Origin of the sequence: Candidatus Pseudoscillospira sp. SGI.172, from assembly GCF_050313575.1 — a bacterium.
Lineage (GTDB): Bacteria > Bacillota > Clostridia > Oscillospirales > Oscillospiraceae > Vermiculatibacterium.
The window spans coordinates 22,984-46,036 of sequence record NZ_JBNPLQ010000013.1 but is presented as its reverse complement, the minus strand read 5'-3'; the positions used below and the strand labels follow the sequence as shown (position 1 = coordinate 46,036).

Below are 23,053 nucleotides of genomic sequence, written 5' to 3'. Positions count from 1 at the left end.
CGGAAAATCCGTCCGCTGTCTCAATCATGGGAACAGAAAAGGGGAAAGACAATGAGTCAGATCATGGAAAAGACCCGGGCGCTTCGGGCGGATGCCAACGTCCACTACAACTGCTGCCAGGCCACGCTGATCCCGTTCAGCGGGAAGTGCGGCATTGATGAGGAGACGGCCTTCCGGGCGGGCACCTTTTTTAACACGGGGATGCGTCACGGTTCCACCTGCGGCGCGGTGACCGGGGCGCTGATGGCCCTGGGGCTGGCGGGAGCAGGAGACGAGGCGGCCAAGACCCTGATGCGGGAGTTTCGGGAGAAAAACGGCTGTCTGGAGTGTGCCGAGCTGCTGAAAAAGGCCAGGGAGAACGGGGAGGAGCGCAAGTGCCACTGCGACCGGATGGTGTTTGAAGCGGTGGAGCTGACGGAAAAGCTGCTGGAGAAGTAAAAAACCGGGGCCGCTGTAAGCGGCCCCGGTTTTTTGTTGCCTCTGAGTTAAAACAGGCTGCCCACTTCGGTGAGGGTCTCGGGCAGCTTGGGGCGATAGTCCGGATCGGCGGGATTGAGGCTGTTGATGACCACCCCGTCGCTGCCGTTGAGGGCGGTGGAGTGGATGTAGCGGTCCTTCCCCAGATAGAGGGCCACATGGCCGGGGAAGAACATGAGGTCGCCCGGCTTTTTGTCCGCCGGGTCGATGGCGTGGATGGGATAGCCCTCCCGGATGGAGGCGTCCCGCCAGATGGTGACGCCGTTGAGCCGGTAGGAGATGAAGGCCAGGCCGGAGCAGTCGATCCCCAGGAGGGTCTTGCCGCCCCAGAGGTAATGGGCGTCCAGATAGGTCTGAGCGGTGCGGACCACAGCGGCACGGAAGGAGGCTTCGTCGGTCCACTGGGGAATGTCCCCCAGGAAGCCGGCCTTGGTGTAGCCCTCCCGCCCGTCGGGGAGGGAGACCTTCTGCCAGCCGTCTTCGTCGGGCCGGCCGTGGACGGCCACGGTGGCGCCCCGGAGAAGCTGGGTGAGTTCCCAGGCCTGGACCCGGGGAGCCGAGCGCACGGAGCACACCCCCCGCAGCACGGTCTTGTGCTCCAGCGAAGCCCAGCGGGCCGCGTTGCCGTCCCCGGCGGTGAGGGCGGCGGCAGGGGCGTAACCGGTGTAGCCGTAGTCGGTTTTGACCTCGTACCAGCCGGGGCAGGGGCGGTCCAGAATGGAGACCGTCCAGCCCAGCAGGGCTTCGTCTGCCAGTTCGCACTGGGCGCTGGGGCGGAGATAGAGGGGGCAGCGAGAGACGCGGATGACTGCGTTCATGGCTCAGACCTCCTTATAAAAGTCGTAGACGGCCTTGGCCAGACGGCCGATATACCGCTTCTGGCCGGGGTCTCCGTCGGGGCTGGGGCCGTCCCAGGTGAAGATGCCCACGAAGAGGGGGCGGCGGGGGAGGAGGAAGAGGCCGCAGTCGTGGGCCACACCGTTCAGCCCGCCGGTCTTGTGAGCCACCTCCACCGCGTCGGGAATATAGCGGAGCATGCAGTCCATGGACCGCTGGCGGCAGAGAATGGACAGGGCGATCTTCCGCAGGCCGGGGTTCAGGATCTGGCCTCCGTGGAGAAGGGAGAAGAGCCTGCGCTGATCGGCGGCGGAGGTAAAATTGTCCAGCCCGGCCTGCGCGGCGGCAAAGTCCAGCATCTTCCGCTGGCAAAGGGTATTTTCCAGCCCCAGGATCATGGCGCAGTACTCGTTTACCGCGTCAAAGCCCAGGGCGTCCAGAATGACGTTGGTGGCGGTGTTGTCGCTCTCCACGATCATCCAGTAGAGGAGCTCTCCAAGGGAATAGACGCTCTCCCCCCGGTCAAAGACCTCGGTGTCGGGGAGCACGCAGTCGGGAGAGACCGTCATGGGGTCGGTGAGGGAGAGCATCCCCTGCCGCACCTGCTCCAGGGCGGTGAGAAGAATGGGGGTTTTGATGGTGGAGGCGGAGGGCACCCGGAGGGTCTCCTGCCAGGCGTGCAGCGGCTCCGGAGAGAGCGGGTCGGACACCAGAAGTGAGGTCTGCCCGGGGAAAGCTTCGATCTCCCGGTGGAGATAGGCATTCAGCTCTGAAAAAGTCATGCGGTCACCTCCAGTGTCTTGGCGTCGGCGTCCACTGTCACAGTGGCGCCCAGGGGAAGGGACATGGTGGGAAGGACATGCCCGGCGGGTAGGTCGGCCAGCACCGGCTTTCCGGCGGGGAGGATCAGCTCCCGGAAGATCTCGTCCAGGGAGAGCGTCTTTTCCTCGTCCTCCGGAACACAGTCGGTCCACCCACCCAGCAAAATGGCGGCGCAGTCATCCAGCTTGCCGGCGTTTCGGAGCTGGGTGAGCATCCCGTCCACCCGGTAGGTCTTTTCTCCGATGTCCTCCAGGAAGAGGACTTTGCCCCGGGTGTCCAGCTCCCAGGGAGTGCCCAGGCTGTCGCAGACGAGGGAGAGGTTGCCGCCGCACAGAACGCCGCTGGCCCGGCCGCCCGCCAGGGTGCGGACGCCGTCCCCCATGGGCAGGGGTCCGGTGAGGGCCCCAAAGAGGGCCCGGCGGAGATAGGTCATGGTGAATTCATCCACCGGCTGGTAGTATTCGGTGGAGGGCATGGGCGTCTGGTAGGTCAGCAGGCGGCAGCATTGGTTGAGGGCGATGTGAAGGGCCGTGACGTCGCTGTAGCCGCAGAAGAGCTTGGGGTGGCGGGCCATGTCCTTCCAGTTGAGAAGGGGGAGGAGCCGCCCGGCCCCATAGCCGCCCCGGATGCAGAGAATGCCACGGATGGCGGGGTCGGAGAAGGCGTCGGACAGGTCCTTGGCCCGCTGGCCGTCGTCGGCGGCAAAATAGCCGTGGCGGTTTTCAAACAGGCAGGAGGGGTAGACCACGGGCTCCAGACCCAGGGCCTTGACCGCCTCCACGGCGGGCGCCAGACGTTCGGAGGGCACCGCGGAGCTGGCGCACAGAAGGGCCACCCGGGCGCCGGGATAGAGAGAATTGGGGGTCAGCATAGTAATCAATCACCTCAAAAAGGGGAGGACCGCCGCAAAGGACGGTCCTCACGGGGTAGATGGCAGGCAGGGCCGCCGGGACGATGAGGGGCCGGGAACGGAAAGCCGTTCCAGCTGCGTTCCCTATTTTACAGCATTTTCCGGTAAATATCCAGCTCTTCTTCACTGCCCCGGACAAAGTGACCGGGCTCCAGCTCCTTCCAGAGGGGCGGGTTGCTCTCCGAGTAGTGGTGCTGGGCGGGGTCGTAGACCAAAAGCTGCTTGTTCCGCTCCCACACCGGGTCGGGCATGGGGATGGCGGAGAGAAGCGAGCGGGTGTAGGGGTGCAGGGGGTGGGCAAAGAGTTGCTCGCTCTCCGCCAGCTCCATGAGCTTGCCCTTGTGGATGACGGCGATGCGGTCGGAGATGAACCGGACCACGGAGAGGTCGTGGGCGATGAAGAGGTAGGTCAGTCCCCGCTCCTTCTGCAGTTTGGCCATCAGGTTCAATACCTGCGCCCGGATGGACACATCCAGGGCGGAGATGGGCTCGTCGGCGATGATGAACTTCGGCTGCATGATCAGGGCGCGGGCGATGCCGATGCGCTGGCGCTGGCCGCCGGAGAACTCGTGGGGGAAGCGGCTGGCAAACTCGGGAAGCAAGCCCACGTCGGAGAGGGCCTGTTCCACCCTGGCCTTTCGCTCTCCCTCGGAAAGGTGGCCGGCGGTGGCGGTGAGTCCCTCGGAGACGATATAATCCACCTTGGCCCGCTCATTGAGGGAGGCCATAGGGTCCTGGAAGATCATCTGGATCTCCTGGATGACCTTTCGATCCACCTCCCGGCTCACCTTGCCGGAGATGATCTCTCCCTGATAGCGCACCGTGCCCCCCGAGACGGGGTTGACCCGGATGATGGCCCGGCCGATGGTGGTCTTGCCCGAGCCGGACTCCCCCACCAGGCCGAAGGTCTCGCCCTTGTATATGTCGAAGGAGACCCCGTCCACCGCGGGGAAGGGGTGGCGGCGGGAGCCGAAGGTGACCTGCAGATCCCGGACCTCCAGGAGGGTTTCTCTGGTATCAGACATGGCGGCTGCCTCCCTGTTGGCGCAGATGGCGGATGAGCTCCGGCGGCTCCACTTTGGGGGCCCTGGGGTCCAGGAGCCAGGTGCGGGCCTTGTGGGTGGGGGATACCTCAAAGAAGGGGGGGCGCTCCACAAAGTCGATATTCAGCGCCCGGGGATTCCGGGGGGCGAAGGCGTCCCCCTTCACTTCCTGGAAAAGGTTGGGGGGCGTGCCCTTGATGGAGTAGAGCTCCTGCCCCTTCACGCCCAGCTGGGGCAGGGAGGAGAGCAGGGCCCAGGTGTAGGGGTGCTTCGGGTCGTAAAAGACCTCCTCGCACCGGCCCACCTCCACGATGTCTCCGGCGTACATGACCGCGATGCGGTCGGCCACGTTGGCCACCACCCCCAGGTCGTGGGTGATGTAGATGGTGGTGAGATCCAGCTTTTTTTGAAGCTGCTTGATCAGATCCAGAATCTGGGCCTGAATGGTCACGTCCAGGGCGGTGGTGGGCTCGTCGCAGATGAGGATCTTGGGCCGGCAGGCCACGGCGATGGCAATGACCACCCGCTGGCGCATCCCGCCTGAGAACTCGTGGGGATACTGGCGATAGCGCCGGGGGGCGTCGTCGATGCCAACGGCGGCGAGGGCCTCCAGCACGGCCTGCCTGGCGGCCTCGCCCCGCAGGCCCTGGTGGAGCAGCACCGCTTCCAGGATCTGATCCCCCACCGTTTTCAGAGGATTGAGGGAAGTCATGGGATCCTGCATCACCATGGCGATCTCCTTGCCCCGGATGGTGAGCCACTCCTTTTCCGTCCGGTAGGCGGCCAGATCCTTGCCGTCGTACCAGATGTGCCCCCCGGCAATGGAGCCGTTGGCGTCCAGCAGGCCCATGGCGGACTTGGTGAACACGCTCTTGCCGGAGCCGGACTCGCCCACGATGGCCAGCGCCTCTCCCCGGGCAACGTCCAGGGAGACCCCGCGGATGGCCCGAAGGATCTGCCCCCGGAGGGTAAAGTGGATCTCAAGATCCTCAAAGGAGAGGATGGCGTCTTTGTTTGGCATGGGGCAGGACCTCCTTGGCAGGATGGGGGGACGGGCAGTCTCTCTCACAGAAGCGGTACCTCTATGGAACTTTTCTTCGCTGACTTTCTTTTTCAAAAGAAAGTCAGTTGACGTGGTTTTTGGGGTCGGCGGCGTCGGCGAAGGCGTTGCCGATGATATAGAAGGAGATGGTGATGGTGGCCAGGATGATGACCGGGATGAAGAGCTGATACCGCAGGGCGGCCTCGCTCATCACCTTCCGGCCTGCCTCCACCAGATTGCCCAGGGTGGGGGTCTCCAGAGGGACGCCCAGGCCGATATAGGTGATGAACACCTCATTGTTGATGGCGGCCGGAATGGCCAGAGCCATGCGCATGGTGATGATGCTCACCAGATAGGGCAGCAGGTTCCGGGTGATGATGTGCCAGGTGGAAGTGCCCAGGCAGCGTGATGCCAAATTGTAATCACGGTCCCGGATGATAACAACCTGGTTTCGCACGAACCGCGCGGTCTGGAGCCAGGAGGTGAGGCACATGGCGAAGATCATGGTGCCCATGCCCGGGCGGAGGATATAGGAGATGATGATGACCAGCAGGGTCTGGGGGACGTTGTCAAAGACGTTGTAAAGCTCGGTGAAGAGGAAGTCCAGCTTGCGGACATAGCCCCACAGCACGCCCACCAGAATACCCAGCAGGGCATCCACACAGGCCACGGCGAAGCCGATGGCCAGGCTGTTCCGGGTGCCCGCCCAGATCTGGCTCCACAGGTCCTGACCGATGGTGTTGGTGCCGAACCAGAATTCTTTCCCCGGGGCCAGATCCTTGGCCAGGGAGACCTTGACCACCGGGTCCCCGTTTTCATCCAGTACCGGCTGGCGGGTGAAGAGGTTGATCTCGGCCCGCTCGGTGTAGTAGATGGTGTTGGGCTGCCGGTCGTAGGGGATCAGGGGCTCCAGAAAGGTGAAAAGGAGGGTGAGGGCGATGACGCAGAGAAAGAACATAGCCGTCCGGTCCTTCCGGAAGGCCCGGAGGGTAGAGCGCCAGTAGGAGTAGCCGGAGTAGCCGCCCCGCTCCCCGGCGTCGGGGTCGTAGGGGGCGAACTGGAAAAGCTCTTCCTGGGTGAACTGCCGCTGGGCCGTCTCATTCAGATGGTCGGCCAATGCCTGGGTCTTGCTGTCCTTGTATCGGAAGAGAGCCATCAGCGCCCACCTTCTTTCTGCCCCAGGGTGATGCGGGGATCCAAAATCGCCATGAGAATATCGCCTACCAGCAGACCCAGAATGGAGATGGCGGCGTAGATGAGCACCAGCGCCTGCACCAGGGTGTTGTCCTGGGTCTGAATGGCGGTGACCAGCAGCCCGCCCATGCCGGGGATGGAGTAGAGGCTCTCCACATAGAGGGAGCCCATCAGGGTCAAAATCACCGAGGTGGGAATGAACTGCACCAGGGGGACGAAGGCGTTGCGGAAGATATGCTTCCGGGAGATCTCGGCAGTGGGTACGCCCTTGGCCCGGGCCAGCTTCACATAGTCCTTGTTGCTCTCGTCCACCATATAGCGCCGCAGCCACATGGCGTAGTAGGCGATGTTGCCCAGGGCAAGGGAGAAGATGGGCAGCAGCCAGGTGGCGGGCCGTCCGGCGTCGAAGAACATGGAGGCCCCGGGCAGACGGCTGCCGTAAAACTGAATGAGCAGATAGTAGACCGCTGCGGGGACCGCCTGGATCACCACCACGAACACAGTGCCCAGCCTGTCCCCGATCTTCCACCGGGTGCGGGTGGAGCGGGCCATGAGGATGCCCAGAGGCAGGCCCAGCAGCAGGGCGATGCCCAGGGAGCAGAGGCCGATGGACAGGGACAGCGGCATCTTGCCGCCGATGATGTCCAGCACGCTGACGCCCACCCGGTATTTGTGGCTCACCCCCAGATCCCCCTGAAAAACGCCCTTCCAGAATTTGGCCATCTGCACGGGGAGAGGATCGGTGAGTCCAAGCTGCTGAAGTCCCACCCGGATCTGGGTGGAGCTCATCTTCTCAAAGTTCTGGAAGTAGCCCTCCACAGGCATGAGCCTGAGCAGGGAAAAGACGATGGTGATAATGATAAACAGGGTCAGCAGCGAACGGAGCAGCCGCTTTCCGATATATTTCGCCATAGGGGAACCTCCTTTTGGGTTGGAGCGGGGTCCGCATAGATCGCGGCCCTGTCCCCAAACGGGGCCGTGATCTATGCGGGAGAGGAAGGCGGCGTTTCCGCCGCCTTCCTCTCTCCGAACGCAGGAGAGAATTTTACTGTCCGGCCTTTTCCAGAGCTGCGGCCCGATCCGTCTGCCACTGGGCGTACAGCGTGTTGAACTGCTCCATGTTCATGGGCTTCTCCATGATGTGCTGGTACTTGAAACGCTGGAGCGCCAGACCGTAGGGGGCGTACTGGGCCTCAAAGACGTTGAGGCGGGTGGCCACATAGCCCTCGGTGGAGACCGAGAAGGGGATGACGATGGCGTGCTCGATGAGGAAGGCCTCGGCCTCGGCAAAGGCGGTGTATCGGGCGGCTTCATCGTCGGTGATGGCCTTGGCGGTGTCCACCAGGGTGTAGTACTGCTCCACCAGCGCCTGGGTCTCCGGACTCTTGTGGTCGCAGGAGAGGTCGGCGATGGAGCGCCCGGCATCCTGATTCATGAAGTTATAGGAGTTGTTGCGCAGGAATGGATCGGTCCAGGTCTGGGGATCGGCGTAGTCGGCGCCCCAGTTGCACTTCATGAGGGCGAAGTCGCCGGTGCGGCGGACCGTGGAGAGGAAATTGGTGGAAGGACCGGCCTCCACGATGATGTCGATATAGTCCTTGCCCAGAGTGCCTTCCAGCTGCTGCTCAACCATCTGGCACTCCTTATCCCAGTTGGAGGTGCCGGGGTTGTAGCGCATGTAGACCTTTACCGGGAAGGTGGCGCCGGCGGCGGTGAGTTCGGTCATGGCCCTGGCCTTATAGTCCTGGGCGGCAGACACGTCAAAGCTGTCCCTCCCGCTGATGGCCTTCAGAGCGGGATACTGGGTGTAGTCCAGCCCCTCGGCACTGGCAAAGGTGGCCGGGGTGACGGTATTGTTCACCAGGCTCTCCGGATTCTGGGGATCCTGCACGGAGAGGGCGTTCACCCGGTCCAGCGCATGGAGAACGGACTGGCGGAAGTTCTCATTGTTGACGGCCAGAGTCCAGTTGTCGGGTTCCAGAGAGGCATCGAACCGGGGCTCGAAGTTGAAGGCGTAGAAGTAGGAGTAGGCCACGCTGGGACGGCTGGGGGCCACCATCTCATACTTGGCGTCGTCCTGAAGCCAGGAGGTGAGCAGGGAGGCGTCCAACTGGGCGTAGTCCACCTCGCCCCGGACGAACTGCTCGGGCCCCAGGGTGTTGGCGGTGTTGTTGTAGCGCCACTCCATCTTATCGATAAAGACGTTGTCCTTGTCCCAGTAGGTGGGGTTCTTGACCAGGGTGCGGTGATCCTGGGGCTCGAACTCGGCCATGAGGAAGGCGCCGTTGTAGAGAATGGTGTCGGGGCCGGTGGCGGCGCCGAAGTCGGCGCCCTTTTCCTCCAGAAAGGGGGCGTAGACGGGCATATAGCTGTCGTAGCTGAGGACGGAGGGGAAGTAGGAGCAGGGAGACTCCATGGTGTAGACCAGGGTGTAGTCGTCGGCGGCCTTGACGCCCACGTCCTCAAATTTCACCTCGTCCACCGGCTTGATGACCTCGCCGTCGGCGTTGAGCTTGGCGGGGCTGCCGTTTGCGTCGGTGCCGTCGGAGGCGCTCTCCAGCTCCACCAGATAGGCGGTGTAGTCATAGTAAGCCTCAGCATTTTTCACGATGCCGTTGTACATGTACTGGTTGCTGGCCTCATTCTTGGCGTTGTTGACCCACTGGGCGGCGGTGACCCAGTCGTTGGCGGTGACCTCCGCCACCTCTTTGCCGGTGTAGTCCACCCACTTTACACCCTTGCGGATGTGGAAGGTCCACTCGGTGTTGTCTGCGTTGGGCTCCCAGCTCTCGGCCAGGGAGGGGATCATGACACCGTAGTTGTCGTACTCCACCAGGCAGTCCACGCAGTTGGCAGACATTTGAAAGTCGTTTTGATTGCCGGTGTACAGATAGTTGAAGGTGGTGACCTCCTGGCTGTACAGCTGCCGGAAGACCGCTTCCTCCGAGGCGGGGCCGGAGCCGGAGCCGGAGTCCCCGCCTCCGCCGCAGGCGGTCAGTCCCAGGGCGAGGGCCGCGGACAGGGACAGGGCGATGAGCCGATTTCCATGTTTCATAGACAGGTCCTTCTTTCCTTTTTCAGAATGGAGACTGACGCGCCCCCTTGCGCGACAGCTATCAAGACCGCCTGCAAGAGGGGCGGAGATGATCGGGGGAAAGGTTATGCCCGGACTCAGTGCCAGACGGAGCAGGGGATGTCCTCCACGCCGATGCCGGGGGCGTCGGTGAGGGTGACGGAGGCTGCGTCAAAGATCGGTCCGCCGGTGAAGGGGTCCTCCGAGCACAGGGACGGGCCGTCCAGATCGGCCCGGGTGATGACTCCTCTGGCCGCACACAGATGGGCGGCGGCCGAGACCGACAGCCTGCTCTCTAGCATACAGCCGATCATGCACTCCACCCCGAAGGTCTCGGCCAGAGCACAGATGCGGAGGGCGGGCCAGATGCCTCCGGTTTTCATGAGCTTGATGTTGAGCAGGTCTGCTGCCCGCTCCTGAATGACCCGGGCGGCATCGGCGGGGGAAAAGACCGACTCGTCGGCCAGAATGGGGGTGTTCACATGGGCGGTGACGTATTTCATCCCCTCAAAGTCGGCAGCGGACACCGGCTGCTCGATGAGTTCGGCTTCCAGACCGGCGTCCTCCAGCGCGGAGATGATGGACACGGACTCCCGGGGCGTCCAGCCCTGGTTGGCGTCCACCCGGATTTTGACGTTCGCTCCCACGGCCTTTCGAATGGCCATCAGGCGCGCCACATCCTGTTTGCCATCCTTGCCCACCTTGATCTTCAAAATGGAAAAGCCGCGCTCCACGGCTTCCAGGCTGTCCCGGACCATTTCTTCCACCGGATTGACGGAAATGGTGAGATCTGTTTCAAAGCTCCGCCTGGCTCCGCCCAGCAGCCGCCACAGGGGCGCGTTCAGCGTTTTTCCCCACAGATCCAGCAGAGCCATGTCCACGGCGGCCTTGGCGGAGGTGTTGTGGACCATGGAGCGCTGGAGACAGGCCATGACGGCGTCCAGATCCATCAGATCCATGCCGATGAGGGCGGGGGCGATGAAGTCCTTCACCGCCGAGGCCACCGAGGCCTTTGTCTCTCCAGTGATGACTGCGGTGGGAGGCGCCTCGCCGTAACCTGTCCGTCCGTCGTCCCCGATGACCCGGACCACCACGTCGTTGACGTGCTCCACAGTGCGCAGCGCGGTTTTGAAGGGGTGAGTCAGCGGCAGTGTGATCTCCCCCACCTGAATGTCACGGATGATCAATAAAAACGCCTCCAGACGGCAGATACTTTAGCAAGATGATGTAACGATTCTATCACGTTCCCTGGGGTTTGTAAAGTAAAATGCAGGAGAGAGCGTATAAAGATGCAAATATGATTGGGAATGAAAAATAGGACCAGGCGCCCTTGCGGAGGCAAAAAACCTGTGATATATTTTTAGTACCGTTTATGGTACTTATAATTTGGTAAACTCAAAGCGGAAAGGGAGGGAAAGACATGGCAAGACAGAGCGGTCAAAAGGTCAAGCTCCTGGCGGTCCGCCAACTGCTCCTGGAGCGGGGGGACGAGGAGCGGCCCATCTCCACGGAGGAATTCCTCACTTCTCTGGAGCGCCGGGGGATCTCTGCCGAGCGCAAGAGTATCTACCGGGATATGGAGACCCTGCGGGAGTGGGGGATGGACGTGCAGTTCCGGAAGGGGAAGAACGGGGGCTGGTTTCTGGGGCAGCGGGATTTTGAGCTGCCCGAGCTGAAGCTGCTGGTGGACGCGGTGCAGTCCTCCCGGTTCATCAGCCGCAAAAAGAGCGACGCCCTGATCCGCAAGCTGGAGGGGCTCACCAGCGTCGGGCAGGCCCGCCAGCTCCAGCGGCAGGTCTATGTGGACCGGCGGGTCAAGACGGAGAACGAGGGGGTCTACTACGCCATCGACAAGCTCCACACCGCCATCGCCGCGGGGCGGGCGGTGACCTTCCAGTATTTTGACTACAACGTAAAAAAGGAGAAGGTCTTTCGCCGGGAAGGGAAGCGGTACACCGTCTCCCCCTACGGCCTCATCTGGAGCGACGAAAACTACTACCTGGTGGGCTGGGACCACGCCGTGGGGGAGCTGCGCCACTACCGGGTGGACAAGACCGCCTCTCTGGCCGTCACCTGCCTGCCCCGGGCGGGGGACGAGAGCTGCCGAAGGTTCGACCTGGCCGAGTACGGGCAGCGGCACTTCCACATGTTCTCCGGCCGGGAGGGGAAGGTGCGGCTGCGGTGCGAAAACCGGCTGGTCAACGTGATGCTGGACCGGTTTGGGCAGGACGTGATGTTCATCCCTGACGGTCCCGAACACTTTGTCCTGACCGTGGAGGCGGCGGTCTCTCCTCAGTTTTACGGCTGGCTTTTCGGCCTTGGCTCCGGGGTGTCCCTCACCGGGCCGGACTGGGCGGTGGAGGAGTGGCGGGGCCTGCTGCGCGCCGCGCTGGGGGAAACGTGAGAGGGCCCATTACTCCCAGCTCTTCCAGATCTCCGGCTGGTAGCCCACGGTGGCCTGCCTGCCGTTGCGGACCACGGGGGTCCGGATGAGCCGGGGATCCTCCAGCAGCTTTTCCAGTTTGTCCGTATCGTAGGCCAGATATTTCAAAAGGGCGGAGTCTGCATTTTTCCAGTCCACCAGTGTCTCCAGCCCCACGGCTTTGGCCACGCTGGTGAGCTCGCCCCGGCTCATGCCGAAGCGGAGCAGATCCACAGCCTGGAATTTGATCCCCCGCTCCTTAAAATAGCGTTCAGCTTTTTTGGTGTCAAAGCACTTTGATTTTCCGAAAATCTGAATGTTCATCCGTTGCGCTCCTCTGTTCCGGCAAGTGTTTTTTTCAGTTTACCCGACTTTACCGAAAAAGTAAAGCCGGGTATTTTTGTGCAGGACAGCCATACTAAGGGACATCCTAAAAAAGGTGGTGTTCCCCGAATGAAAGCAGTGATTTTGGCGGGGGGCGAAGGCAGCCGTCTGCGCCCCCTCACTCTGGGCCGGCCCAAGCCCATGACGCCGCTTCTGGGCAAGCCGGTGCTGGGGCACATCCTGGATCTTCTCCGCCGCCACGGGGTCCGGGAGATCGCCGTGACCCTCCGCTACCTTCCCGCTGCCGTCACCGACTACTTTGGGGACGGCTCTGACTGCGGAGTCAAACTGACCTACTTTGTGGAGGACGAGCCCCTGGGCACGGCGGGGGGCGTCAAAAAGTGCATGGGCTTTTTGGGGGAGGAGGATTTCCTTGTGGTCAGCGGGGATGCGGTGTGCGACCTGGACCTCTCCGCGCTGGCGGCTCTCCACCAAAGCCGGCGCTCGGCGGCCTCTCTGGCCCTCTGCCGGCGGGCGGAGCCGCTGGAGTACGGCCTGGTCCGGGTGGACGACTCCGGCCGGGTGCTGGGCTTTGTGGAAAAGCCCGGCTGGAGCCAGGTGGATACGGAGCTGGTCAACACCGGGATCTATGTTCTCACTCGCCGGGCCATGGATCAGGTGCCCGAAGGAGTGCCGTACGACTTCGGCAAGGATCTCTTTCCCGCTCTCCTGGCCAGGGGGGAGGACCTCTACGGCTGGGAGGTGGAGGGCTACTGGCAGGACATGGGAGACTGCCGGGCCTATCTGGAGAGCGCCGCCGACGCCCTGACGGGGAAGGTGGCGCTGGATCTGGGGGACGGGCTGCGCCCCGCCCCGGCGGGGGTGGAGCTGCGCCCGCCCTGCTGGCTGGGCCGCCGGGTCTCCCTGGCTCCCGGCTGTATCATCGGCCCCTGCGCGGTGCTGGGAGACGGCTCCACCGTGGAGACCGGGGCGGTGGTGGAGCGCTCGGTGCTGCTGGGCGCGTCGGTGGGCGAGGGGGCCGAGGTCAGCGGAGCCATCCTCTGCAAGGGAGCCGCTGTCCATCGCCGGGCGATCGTGGGTGCGGGCGCGGTGCTGGGCGAGGGGGCCCGGGTGGGGGCTGAGGCCATTGTGGCCCCCGGCGTGAAGCTCTGGCCCGGCCGAAGCGTGCCCGAGGGAGGCAAGATCACCGCCTCCCTGGTCACCGCCGGAGAGAGCGTCCCCCTGAAATTCTCCGACGGCGGGACGTTCCGGGGCACTCTGGGGGAGGAGCTGACCCCCGAGACGATGATGGCCCTGGGTACCATCCTGGGTGAGCGAGGGGCCATGGGCCTGGCCTGGTCCGGCGGCGCGGGGGCCGAGATGCTGGCCCGGGCGGCGGCCTGCGGCGCGGCGGCGGCGGGGAGCACCGCTCTGACCAGCGATGCCTCCTGCGCGGCGGCCGCCGCCTGGCTGGGCCGCTATCAAGGCACACCCACCACTCTGTTTGTCCAGCAGGACGGCAGCGGGGCGGAGCTGCGCCTCTTCGGTCCCGACGGCCTGCCTCTGGGCCGGGGGGAGCGCCGGAAGATCGAGGGCGCTCTGCTCCGGGGGGAGGGCAGCCGTGTCCCCGCCGGACGGGTAGGGGCCTTTGAGACGGTCACCGGCACCCGCTCCGGCTATGCCGAGGAGGCCGCCCGGCTCTGCCGCCTGTCGGCTATGCCTCTGCGTCCCTTGACGGTGCAGGTGCTTCCGGGAAAGGGGCCCAACGATGCGCTGGCCTCGGCGCTCACCAGCCTTGGCTGCCGGGTGAGCCGGGGGGAAGGAAGGGGCCATGCCACTTTTTCCGCCGATCTGGGCGGCTTTCGGCTCAGCGCCTGGGACGAGGAGGGGCATGCGGTGGCCCCGGAGCGGCTCCTGGTGCTGCTGACGCTGGTGGAGTTTGCCGACGGCGGCGGCCGGGCCGCTCTGCCTGCCTGGGCCCCCGCCGCCGCCGAGCGGGTGGCGGAGAGTTACGGCGGCAGGCTGCTCCGCCTGGGCCGGGACGGCGAGGAGGCGGAGACAGTCTGGAAAACGCTGCCCTGGCTCTGGGATGCGGCCTTTGCCGCCTGCCGCATCTGTGCCCGAATGGGGCTGACGGGGGAGACCCTGGCCGAACTGGACCGGTCGGCCCCCCGGTTTGCCACGGTGCGGCGGGAGATCCCCCTCCGCTCCGGCCGGGGCCGGGTGATGGACCGGCTGCTCAGCGCCGACCCGGCGGCCCGCCCCCAGGGGGAGGGGGTCCGGGCCCGGGCTGGGAGCGGCTGGGTCTATCTGGCCCCCCTGTCCCGCCGCTCCGCCCTGCGTGTGATCGCCGAGGCCGCAGACGCAGAGACGGCGGAGGAGCTTTGCAGCTTCTATCAGGAGCGCATCCGCCGGATGGATGAAAAAGAAGAAAAATGATGGTATACTTTCCCTGAAAAAGGTGATATAATATACCATCTATCAGTATCTGCATGCGTGAGCGGCACCTGGGGAGCCTTCTTTCCGCCCGCTCCGCCGGATCGGCTTTATGCGCCCCAGGCGCTTTGAGATAAGGCAAATCGGACATGGGAGTCCCGGCGAGGGGACCGCTCCAACTGATCGGCGATACAGGGCCGCTCAGGACAGAGGGCGGCCCCCTGGCCTGATTTTGGCATGCTCCTTTGTCCTACATACCATTCAACCAAACCTGTATGAAAAAAGGAGTGTAGTATTAACACATGGCAGAAAAATTAAAAATTATTCCTCTGGGCGGACTCAACGAGATCGGCAAGAACATGACCGTCTATGAGTACGGCGGGGACCTGGTGGTGGTGGACTCGGGCATGGGATTTCCCGATGACGACATGTACGGCATCGACGTGGTCATTCCCGACTTCACCTACCTGCTGAAGAATAAAAACCGCATTCGCGGCATCTTCATCACCCACGGACACGAGGACCACATCGGCTCGCTGCCCTATCTCCTGCGGGAGCTCAACGTGCCGGTGTACGCCACCCGTATGTCCGCCGGACTCATCCGGCTGAAGCTGGAGGAGCACCGCCTGCTGGGCAAGACCAAGCTCATCACCTGCGAGGCGGGGGAGACGGTGAAGGCGGGCAAATTCACGGTGGAGTTCATCCACGTCAACCACTCTATCGCTGACGCGGTGGCCTTTGCCATCACCTGTCCGGTGGGTGTGTGCGTTCAGACCGGCGACTTTAAAATCGATCCCACCCCCGTTCAGGGCGGCATGATCGACCTTGCCCGGCTGGGACAGCTGGGCAAGGAGGGAGTTCTGGCCCTTCTGTGTGACTCCACCAACGTGGAGCGTCCCGGCTTCACCAAGTCGGAGCGGAGCGTGGGCGCCTCCTTTGAGGCGCTGTTCCGGGGCTGTGAGGACCGCATCATCGTGGCCACCTTTGCCTCCAATGTGGACCGTATCCAGCAGATCGTCTCGGTGGCGGCCCGGTACGGCCGGAAGGTGGCCATCACCGGCCGTAGCATGGAGAATGCCATCAAGGTCTCCACTGAGCTGGGGTATATGAATATTCCAGACGGGACGATGGTGGACATCAGCCAGGTCAAGGGCCTGCCCAAGAACAAGGTGTGCATCGTCACCACCGGCAGTCAGGGGGAGACGCTCTCCGCCATGACCCGGATGGCCTTCAATACGCACCGCCAGGTGGAGATCCAGGCGGGGGACCGCATCATCTTTTCCGCCTCTGCCATTCCGGGCAACGAAAACGCCATTGGAAACGTGGTCAACGAGCTCTACCGCAAGGGGGCCGAGGTGGTCGACGAGCGGGCCGGGCAGCTCCATGTCTCCGGCCACGCCTGCCAAGACGAGCTGAAGATCATCCACGCCCTGGTCAACCCCAAGTTTTTTATCCCCGTCCACGGAGAGCAGCGCCACCTGAAGGTCCACGCCAAGCTGGCCCAGGACATGGGGATGGATCCCGGGAATATCGTCATCGCCGACATCGGCAAGGTCATTGAGGTCAGCCCCGACTCCATCCGTCTGAACGGCACCGTGCCCGCCGGGCGGGTGTTCGTGGACGGCTACGGCGTGGGCGACGTGGGGGCCGTGGTGCTCCGGGACCGGAAGCACCTGGCCCAGGACGGCATGATCGTGGTGGTGGCCTCTGTCTCCGTGCAGGATGGCGGTCTGGTTTCCGGACCGGACATCATCACCCGGGGCTTTGTGTATGTCAAGGAGTCCGAGGGGCTCATGGAAGAGCTCAAGACGGTGGTTGTGGAGTCCATGGAGAAGAGCCGGCGCGCCAACGGCCGGGACTGGTCGGCCGTCAAGGGAGACATCAAGAACGATCTGTCCAACTATCTGTTCAAAAAGACCAAGCGCAACCCCATGATCCTGCCTGTCATCATGGAAGTGTGAGAAAAAGCAAAGCCGCCGCCTCTCAACGAGAGGCGGCGGCTTTTTGCGGGGGAAATTACATTCAGCGGTGAGGCACGTGCCAGATGTTGTCGGCGTAGTCCCGGATGGAGCGGTCGGCGGCGAAGATGCCCGAGCGGGCGATGTTCATAAGGGACATCCGGCTCCACTTCTCCTGATCCAGATAGGTCCGGCCCGCCAGCTGCTGGGCGGAGCGGTAGCTCTCGAAGTCGGCCAGCAGGAAATACTCATCGGGGGGACAGCCGTTTCCGAAGAGGAGCCGCTTGGCGAGGTCCGCATAGCTGACCCCGTCGTCAAAGCCCACGGTGAGCTGATCCACCACCGCCTTGAGGGCGGGGTTCTGCATATAGTATTCATACGACCTGTAGCCCCGGCGGCGCATCTCGCTGACCTCCTCGGCCTTGAGGCCGAAGAGGAAGAAGTTCTCGCTGCCCACCCGCTGGTGCATCTCCACATTGGCCCCGTCCAGGGTGCCGATGGTGAGGGCGCCGTTCATCATGAACTTCATGTTGCTGGTGCCGCTGGCCTCCTTGCCTGCGGTGGAGATCTGCTCGGAGAGCTCGCTGGCGGGGATGAGGGCCTCCGCCATGGACACCCGGTAGTTTTCCAGGAACACCACCTGGAGCTTATCCCTGCACAGGGGATCGGCGTTGACGGTGGCGGCCAGGGAGTTGATGAGGTGGATGATTTCCTTGGCCACGGCGTAGCCGGGGGCCGCCTTGGCCCCGAAGAGGTAGACCCGGGGGGTCAGCTCGAAGTTGGGATTGGCGTGGAGCTGCTGCCGCAGGTAGATGATATGCATGGCGTTCAGGAGCTGGCGCTTATACTCGTGCAGACGCTTGACCTGCACGTCGAACATGGCGTCGGTGTTGAGCTTCACGCCGCTCTCCCGCTGGACCCAGGAGGCGAAGCGCAGCTTGTTCTCCCGCTTGATCGCCCCAAGCCGCTCCAGCACGGCCTTGTCGTCGGCGTATTTCTCCAGCCCGGTGAGGGCGTCGGGGTGGAGGAGGTAGTCGTCCCCCCCGCAGCAGTCCCGGATGAGGGCGTCCAGGCTGGGGTTGACCTCGGAGAGCCAGCGGCGGTGATCCACGCCGTTGGTGACGTTTTGGAACTTCTCCGGCTGGCGCTGATAGGCGTCCCTGAACACGTCGGCCTTCAGAATGCCGGTGTGGAGGGCGGAGACGCCGTTGACGGCGGAACAGGCGCAGACGCAGAGGTTGGCCATGCGGACCTCGTGGCCCCAGATGATGGCCATCTGCTCCAGCTTGGACTGGTCGCCGTGGAAATACTGGGTGAGTTCGGCCTGATAGCGGTTGGAGATCTCCACGATGATCTGCCAGATCCGGGGCAGCAGCTCCTGCATCAGATCCTGGGGCCAGCGCTCCAGCGCCTCGGCCAGGACGGTGTGGTTGGTGTAGCAGATGCTGCGGCTGACGATGAACCAGGCGTCCTCCCAGCTGTACCCCTCCTGGTCCAGCAGGATGCGCATCAGCTCCGGGATGGCCAGAGTGGGGTGGGTGTCGTTGATCTGGAGAACGTGTTTTTCGTGGAAATTCCGCAGAGTGCCGTACTCGGCCTTGTGCTTGCGGCAGATGGACTGCACGGTGGCCGAGACGAAGAAGTACTGCTGCCGGAGGCGCAGGGACTTGCCCTCCCGGTGATTGTCCTCGGGGTAGAGGACCTTGGCGATGACCTCTGCGTTGGCCTGCTGCTCCACCGCCTTGAGGTACTGGCCGGTGGAGTAGAGGGACATGTCCACGGGATTGGGGCTCTTGGCGTCCCAAAGGCGGAGGACGTTGCCGGTGTCGGTGCGGAAGCCGGCGATCTGCATGTCCCGGGGCACGGCCAGCACGGTGGTGTAGCCGGAGTGCTCCACCCCGTGGGTGCCGTCCGGGTACCACACGTCCTTCACTGTGCCGCCGAAGCGGACCTCCTCGGTTTCATCCATCTTGGTGATGAGCCAGGCGCCCCCCTTGTCCAGCCAGTTGTCCGGCAGCTCGATCTGCTGGCCGTCCACGATCTTCTGCTTGAAGATGCCCAGCTCGTAGCAGATGGTATAGCCGGTGATGGGGATGTCCAGAGTGGTGGCGGCATCCAGATAGCAGGCGGCCAGCCGGCCCAGGCCGCCGTTGCCCAGTCCGGCGTCCGGTTCCTCCTCAAAGAGGTCGGCGGCGGAGAAGCCCAGAGCCTCAATGGCCTGGGTCAGGGCGTCGGTCATCCCCAGATTGTAGGCGTTTTTCCGCAGGGACCGGCCCATGAGGAACTCCATGGACAGGTAGTGGACCTGCCGCTCATGTTGATCCCGGACCTGATCGGCGGTCTTGAGCTGACGCTCCGAAATAATGTCCCGGATCACCAGGGCACAGGCCTGAAACATCTGCTGGGAAGTGGCCTCATCCACGTCCCGGCCGAAGTTGCGGCGCAGCTTGCCGATGATGCGTTCCATCAGTTGTTTCTTGGTATATTGTTCCATGGGGTTCACTCCATTCCGCATGTGTCGATTTCTTGGAAACGTTTCCAGTTCCAATTACGGCGTCACTATATCATATTGTCTTTGGGTTGTCAATCATGTATGCCTGGGGAGAATCAACCGGGGGAGACGGAGCGGTCACGCTCCGTCTCCCCCGGTGCCGTCGTTTTCCCGCTGTCTATTTTCCCGTGATCCAGCCGTAGATCTCCCGGTAATCTCCGGCGGAACGGTCCCAGGAGAAGTCGGCGGTCATGGCGTTTTTCTGGAGCGTCTGCCAGGCCTTTGGGTCGTCGTGATAGAGCGTGACGGCCTGGTGGAGCACGCACAGAAGGTCGTTTTTGTCGATGTTGGCGAAGGTGAAGCCGGTGCCCTCTCCCGTCCCGGCGTTCCACGGGATGACAGAGTCCTTCAGCCCGCCGGTCTCCCGCACCACCGGCAGCGTGCCGTAGCGCATGGCGATCATCTGGGAGAGCCCGCAGGGCTCGGCCACGGAGGGCATGAGGAACAGATCGGCACCGCCGTAGATGGCGGTGGAGAAGGCGTCGGAGTACATGATCTGGGCGGAGAACCGGCCGGGGTACTGTTTGGCCGCATTGCGGAAGGCCTCTTCGTAGTTCCAGCTCCCGGTGCCCAGCACCACCATCTGCACGTCCATGTCCATGATGCTGTGCAGGGCGTCCACCACCAGATCGAAGCCCTTGTGCTGCACCAGACGGGACACGCAGGCCACCACGGGCACATGGGGGGCCTCCCGCAGCCCGGCCATCCTCTGAAGGGCGGCCTTGCAGGCCTTTTTGCCCTGGAGCTGCCGGTCGTTGTAGAGCTTGGTCAGGCCCTTGTCGTGCCAGGGGTCGTAGCGGACGGTGTCAATGCCGTTGAGGATGCCCCGCAGCTTGTGGGCGTTGTCGGCGATGACCCCCTCCAGACCGTGGGCGTAGAAGGAATAGCGCAGCTCGGCAGCGTAGGTGGGGGAGACGGTGGTGACGTAGTCGGCGGCGTAGATGGCCCCCTTCATGAGATTCACATCCCCGTAGTAGGAGAGCATGTGCTCATGGAAGTACCCGTCGGCCAGACCGAACAGGTCGGTGAGCAACTCCCGGCCGTAGCGGCCCTGATACTCGATGTTGTGGATGGTGAACACGCTTTTGGCGTTGGCCAGCTCGGGCACGTTTCCCCGCTCTTCCAGCAGATAGATGGGCACCAGCGCGGTCTGCCAGTCGTTGCAGTGGATCACGTCCGGACAAAAGCCCAGGTGGCCGGGGGACTCGATCACGGCCCGGCAGAAGAAGGCGAAGCGCTCGGCGTCGTCGTAGTGGCCGTAGATGTCCCGGCGCTTAAAGTAGTATTCGTTGTCCACAAAATAATATGTGACGCCGTCTTTTTTCAGTTCAAATATCCCGCAGTAGGGGGTCCGCCAGGCCAGATGGATGTGAAAGCACTGGAGATAGGTCATCTGGCTGCGCCAGTCCTCGCCGATCCCCTCATAGAGGGGAAGAATGACCCGCACGTCGTGGCCCTGCCGGGCCAGGGCCTGGGGGAGAGAACCGGCCACATCGGCCAGTCCGCCGGTCTTGATGAAGGGCGCTACCTCGGAGGCGGCAAAGAAAATGTTCATAGAGCAACTCCTTTCTTGAGTGGGGGAGGGGCCTCCTTGCCCGTCCGAGCGGGATGGATCACACGATCTCGTTTTTGGCGATGACCAAAGGATAGGTGCCATGGCCCATCAGCATCCGGCCCGGGCAGACCCGCACGTTTTTATCCGTGATGGCGTAGCGGAGCACGGCGTCGGACTGGATGGAGGTGCGCTGCATGAGGATACAGTTTTCCACCCGGGCCCCCTTCTCCACCCGGACGCCCCGGGAGAGAATGGAGTTGACCACGGTGCCCTCGATGATGCAGCCGTCGGAGATGAGGGAATTGGCCGAGCGGGCCTCGGGTCCGTAGTAGGTGGAGGGATTGGACTGATCCTTGGTCTTGATGGGCCGGTCGGGGCGGAAGAGAGAGGCGCGGACCTGGGGGTCCAACAGCTCCATGCTCCGCTGAAAGTAGTCCGCCACCGACTGGATGCGGGCGGCGTAGCCGTCGAAGCGGTAGCCCCGGAGCTTCAGGCGGCCCCGGGCGGCCAGGAGCACCCCCTGGCTGAAGGAGGGAATGTCATGGGCGGCGCACCGATCCACTAAATTGAGGAGGAGGGCCTTGGAGAGAATGTAGGTCTCCAGAGAGGCGTCACCCTTGGGGACGGGGGGACTGACCAGAATGTCGGTCACCGCTCCGCCGCTGTCCAGAGTGAAGTAGTTGGTCATACGGGGGTCGGCCTGACTGACCGGCGTGCAGAGAGCGGTGATGTCCGCGCCGCTCTGAAGGTGCTGCTCAAAGGCCTCGGCGATGGGCAGATTGGCGGCCAGATCGCCGCTGGTGAGCACCACATGGTCCTGCCGGATGTTCTGGAGATAGGAGTATACCCCGGCCAAAGCATCCATCCGGCCCCGGTAGTGGCCGCTCTGGTGCATGCCGGAAAAGCCGAAGGGGGGCAGGATGCGCAGGCCGCCGTGCTTGCGGGAGAGATCCCAGTCCTTGCCTGAACCCACGTGATCCAGCAAAGACTGGTAGGAGGTATGTACGATGAGCCCCACATCGCTCACCCCGGCGTTCACCAGGTTGGACAGGGCGAAGTCCACGAGACGGTAGCGGCCGCCGTAGGGGATGGAGCAGGTGTTGCGCCGCTGGGCCAGCTCCCGGAGATCGGGATTCTGGCGGTAGGCGAAAATGATGCCGTGCAGATCGTTCATATCTTCACCCCCTTGACGTTCCGGGTGACCATGGCCTTGGCGGGGACCAATGACCCGCTGCCCACCCGGACTTCCTGTGCCACTACGGTGATGCCCCAGTCCTCGCCCCCGGTGGGGGCGGAGCCCACATGGGCCCCCGCGCCGATGGAGCCGCGCTCGGCCACGATGGTGTACTCCACCACGGCGCCTGCCTTGACCACGGTGCCCGGCATGAGAATGGAGTAGCGGACCTGGGCCCCCTCCTCCACGGTGACCGAGTGGAAGAGGACGGAGTTTTCCACCTTGCCGTAGATGCCGCAGCCGCTGGTGACGATGGAGTGGGTGATCTCGGCGTTCGCTCCGGTAAAGTGGGGCGGCTGGGCGGCGGCCCGGGCGTAGATGGGCCAGTCCGGGTCGTAGAGATTGAAGCCCCCGTCGGCCGAGAGCATATCCATGTTGGCGTCCCAGAGAGAGTCGATGGTGCCCACGTCCTTCCAGTAGCCGGAGAAGCGGTAGGCGCTCATGGTTTCTCCGGCGTCCAGCATGGCGGGGATGATGTTCTTGCCGAAGTCGTTGGCGCTTTTTTCGTCGGCTTCATCGGCAATGAGGTACTCGCGGAGCTTGGACCAGGTGAAGATATAGATGCCCATGGAGGCCAGGTTGCTCCTGGGCTTTTTGGGCTTCTCCTCGAACTCGTAGATGCGGTCGTTCTCGTCCACATTCATGATGCCGAAGCGGGATGCCTCAGCCATGGGAACTTCCATGACGGAGATGGTGCAGGCTGCCTTGGTCTGCCTGTGGTGAAGGAGCATCTCGGAGTAGTCCATCTTATAGATGTGGTCGCCCGAGAGGATCAGCACATATTCCGGATCGTACTGCTCCAGAAAGCTGAGGTTCTGGTAGATGGCGTTGGCGGTGCCCTTGTACCAGGTGCCCTTGTCCCCCTCCTGGACATAGGGAGGCAGGATGTGGACGCCCCCGTCGGAGCGGTCCAGATCCCAGGGCTGGCCGTTGCCGATGTACGCGTTCAGCTCCAGGGGCTGATACTGGGTGAGAACGCCCACTGTGTCGATGCCGGAGTTGACACAGTTGGACAGGGGAAAGTCGATGATGCGGTACTTCCCCCCGAAGGGGACGGCCGGTTTGGCGACCTTCCGGGTCAGCGCCATCAGCCGGCTGCCCTGGCCGCCTGCCAGGAGCATGGCTACACATTCCTTTTTCATGATATCACCTCATTGTTGATGGAAGCAATGGAA

Annotated in this window: 18 protein-coding genes; 4 read left to right on the top strand and 14 right to left on the bottom strand. The window is 63.4% G+C overall.

All coding sequences use genetic code 11. The features are described from left to right. Window positions 1–51 precede the first annotated feature (51 nt). Window positions 52–438, top strand: a complete 387-nt coding sequence (locus ACQRD3_RS06830) for a C-GCAxxG-C-C family protein (protein WP_080906601.1) — start codon at window positions 52–54, stop codon at window positions 436–438. 47 nt (window positions 439–485) lie between these two features. On the opposite strand, the gene ACQRD3_RS06825 is transcribed toward ACQRD3_RS06830, so the two are convergent. The 9 genes from ACQRD3_RS06825 to ACQRD3_RS06785 all read right to left on the bottom strand — a co-directional run bounded on the left by ACQRD3_RS06825 (window position 486) and on the right by ACQRD3_RS06785 (window position 10,585). After that, window positions 486–1,295 (bottom strand): SH3 domain-containing protein, encoded by an 810-nt coding sequence (locus tag ACQRD3_RS06825; protein WP_427780580.1) that lies wholly within the window; start codon window positions 1,293–1,295, stop codon window positions 486–488. 3 nt (window positions 1,296–1,298) lie between these two features. Beyond that, window positions 1,299–2,096 (bottom strand): serine hydrolase, encoded by a 798-nt coding sequence (locus tag ACQRD3_RS06820; protein WP_080906603.1) that lies wholly within the window; start codon window positions 2,094–2,096, stop codon window positions 1,299–1,301. After that, window positions 2,093–3,007, bottom strand: coding sequence for a S66 peptidase family protein (locus ACQRD3_RS06815; protein WP_427780577.1), 915 nt, complete (start codon window positions 3,005–3,007; stop codon window positions 2,093–2,095). Before ACQRD3_RS06815 ends, ACQRD3_RS06820 begins: the two co-directional genes overlap by 4 nt. Window positions 3,008–3,135: 128 nt before the next feature. Further along, window positions 3,136–4,071: an ATP-binding cassette domain-containing protein gene (locus ACQRD3_RS06810; RefSeq protein ID WP_080906604.1), complete on the bottom strand. Its 936-nt coding sequence runs from the start codon at window positions 4,069–4,071 to the stop codon at window positions 3,136–3,138. Further along, window positions 4,064–5,110 carry an ABC transporter ATP-binding protein gene (locus ACQRD3_RS06805; RefSeq protein WP_080906606.1) on the bottom strand — a complete coding sequence of 349 codons (1,047 nt, stop codon included), beginning with the start codon at window positions 5,108–5,110 and terminating at the stop codon, window positions 4,064–4,066. The genes ACQRD3_RS06810 and ACQRD3_RS06805 overlap by 8 nt, the downstream gene beginning before the upstream one ends. 103 nt (window positions 5,111–5,213) lie before the next feature. Beyond that, window positions 5,214–6,287 (bottom strand): ABC transporter permease, encoded by a 1,074-nt coding sequence (locus ACQRD3_RS06800; protein WP_080906609.1) that lies wholly within the window; start codon window positions 6,285–6,287, stop codon window positions 5,214–5,216. Beyond that, entirely contained in the window at window positions 6,287–7,237 is a 951-nt protein-coding gene (locus tag ACQRD3_RS06795; protein WP_427780574.1) for an ABC transporter permease, read from the bottom strand. Before ACQRD3_RS06795 ends, ACQRD3_RS06800 begins: the two co-directional genes overlap by 1 nt. A 133-nt stretch (window positions 7,238–7,370) precedes the next feature. Further along, window positions 7,371–9,380 (bottom strand): peptide ABC transporter substrate-binding protein, encoded by a 2,010-nt coding sequence (locus ACQRD3_RS06790; protein ID WP_427780572.1) that lies wholly within the window; start codon window positions 9,378–9,380, stop codon window positions 7,371–7,373. Window positions 9,381–9,496: 116 nt separating this feature from the next. Further along, window positions 9,497–10,585: a dipeptide epimerase gene (locus ACQRD3_RS06785; protein ID WP_080906613.1), complete on the bottom strand. Its 1,089-nt coding sequence runs from the start codon at window positions 10,583–10,585 to the stop codon at window positions 9,497–9,499. Between the two features lie 233 nt (window positions 10,586–10,818). On the opposite strand from ACQRD3_RS06785, the gene ACQRD3_RS06780 reads away from it, so the two are divergent. Then, window positions 10,819–11,802 carry a WYL domain-containing protein gene (locus tag ACQRD3_RS06780; RefSeq protein WP_080906615.1) on the top strand — a complete coding sequence of 328 codons (984 nt, stop codon included), beginning with the start codon at window positions 10,819–10,821 and terminating at the stop codon, window positions 11,800–11,802. A 9-nt stretch (window positions 11,803–11,811) separates the two neighbouring features. Here ACQRD3_RS06780 and ACQRD3_RS06775 read toward each other — a convergent pair whose 3' ends face one another. Next, window positions 11,812–12,144, bottom strand: a complete 333-nt coding sequence (locus tag ACQRD3_RS06775; RefSeq protein WP_080906616.1) for an ArsC/Spx/MgsR family protein — start codon at window positions 12,142–12,144, stop codon at window positions 11,812–11,814. Between the two features lie 129 nt (window positions 12,145–12,273). On the opposite strand from ACQRD3_RS06775, the gene ACQRD3_RS06770 reads away from it, so the two are divergent. Both ACQRD3_RS06770 and ACQRD3_RS06765 read left to right on the top strand, forming a co-directional pair. After that, the gene (locus tag ACQRD3_RS06770; RefSeq protein WP_427780568.1) at window positions 12,274–14,583 is read left to right on the top strand and encodes a sugar phosphate nucleotidyltransferase; all 2,310 of its coding nucleotides are present in this window, start codon (window positions 12,274–12,276) and stop codon (window positions 14,581–14,583) included. Between the two features lie 299 nt (window positions 14,584–14,882). Further along, on the top strand, window positions 14,883–16,541 hold the full coding sequence (locus tag ACQRD3_RS06765) for a ribonuclease J (protein WP_427780567.1): 1,659 nt from the start codon (window positions 14,883–14,885) through the stop codon (window positions 16,539–16,541). Between the two features lie 61 nt (window positions 16,542–16,602). On the opposite strand, the gene ACQRD3_RS06760 is transcribed toward ACQRD3_RS06765, so the two are convergent. The 4 genes from ACQRD3_RS06760 to ACQRD3_RS06745 all read right to left on the bottom strand — a co-directional run bounded on the left by ACQRD3_RS06760 (window position 16,603) and on the right by ACQRD3_RS06745 (window position 23,020). Then, window positions 16,603–19,032, bottom strand: coding sequence for a glycogen/starch/alpha-glucan phosphorylase (locus ACQRD3_RS06760; protein WP_080906722.1), 2,430 nt, complete (start codon window positions 19,030–19,032; stop codon window positions 16,603–16,605). A gap of 175 nt (window positions 19,033–19,207) precedes the next feature. Next, a complete protein-coding gene (gene glgA / locus ACQRD3_RS06755) occupies window positions 19,208–20,644 on the bottom strand; it encodes a glycogen synthase GlgA (RefSeq protein ID WP_080906620.1) in 1,437 nt (478 codons plus the stop codon). A gap of 58 nt (window positions 20,645–20,702) precedes the next feature. Further along, the gene (glgD, locus tag ACQRD3_RS06750) at window positions 20,703–21,818 is read right to left on the bottom strand and encodes a glucose-1-phosphate adenylyltransferase subunit GlgD (protein ID WP_427780565.1); all 1,116 of its coding nucleotides are present in this window, start codon (window positions 21,816–21,818) and stop codon (window positions 20,703–20,705) included. Further along, the gene (locus ACQRD3_RS06745) at window positions 21,815–23,020 is read right to left on the bottom strand and encodes a glucose-1-phosphate adenylyltransferase (protein ID WP_080906623.1); all 1,206 of its coding nucleotides are present in this window, start codon (window positions 23,018–23,020) and stop codon (window positions 21,815–21,817) included. Before ACQRD3_RS06745 ends, glgD begins: the two co-directional genes overlap by 4 nt. Window positions 23,021–23,053: the final 33 nt, after the last annotated feature.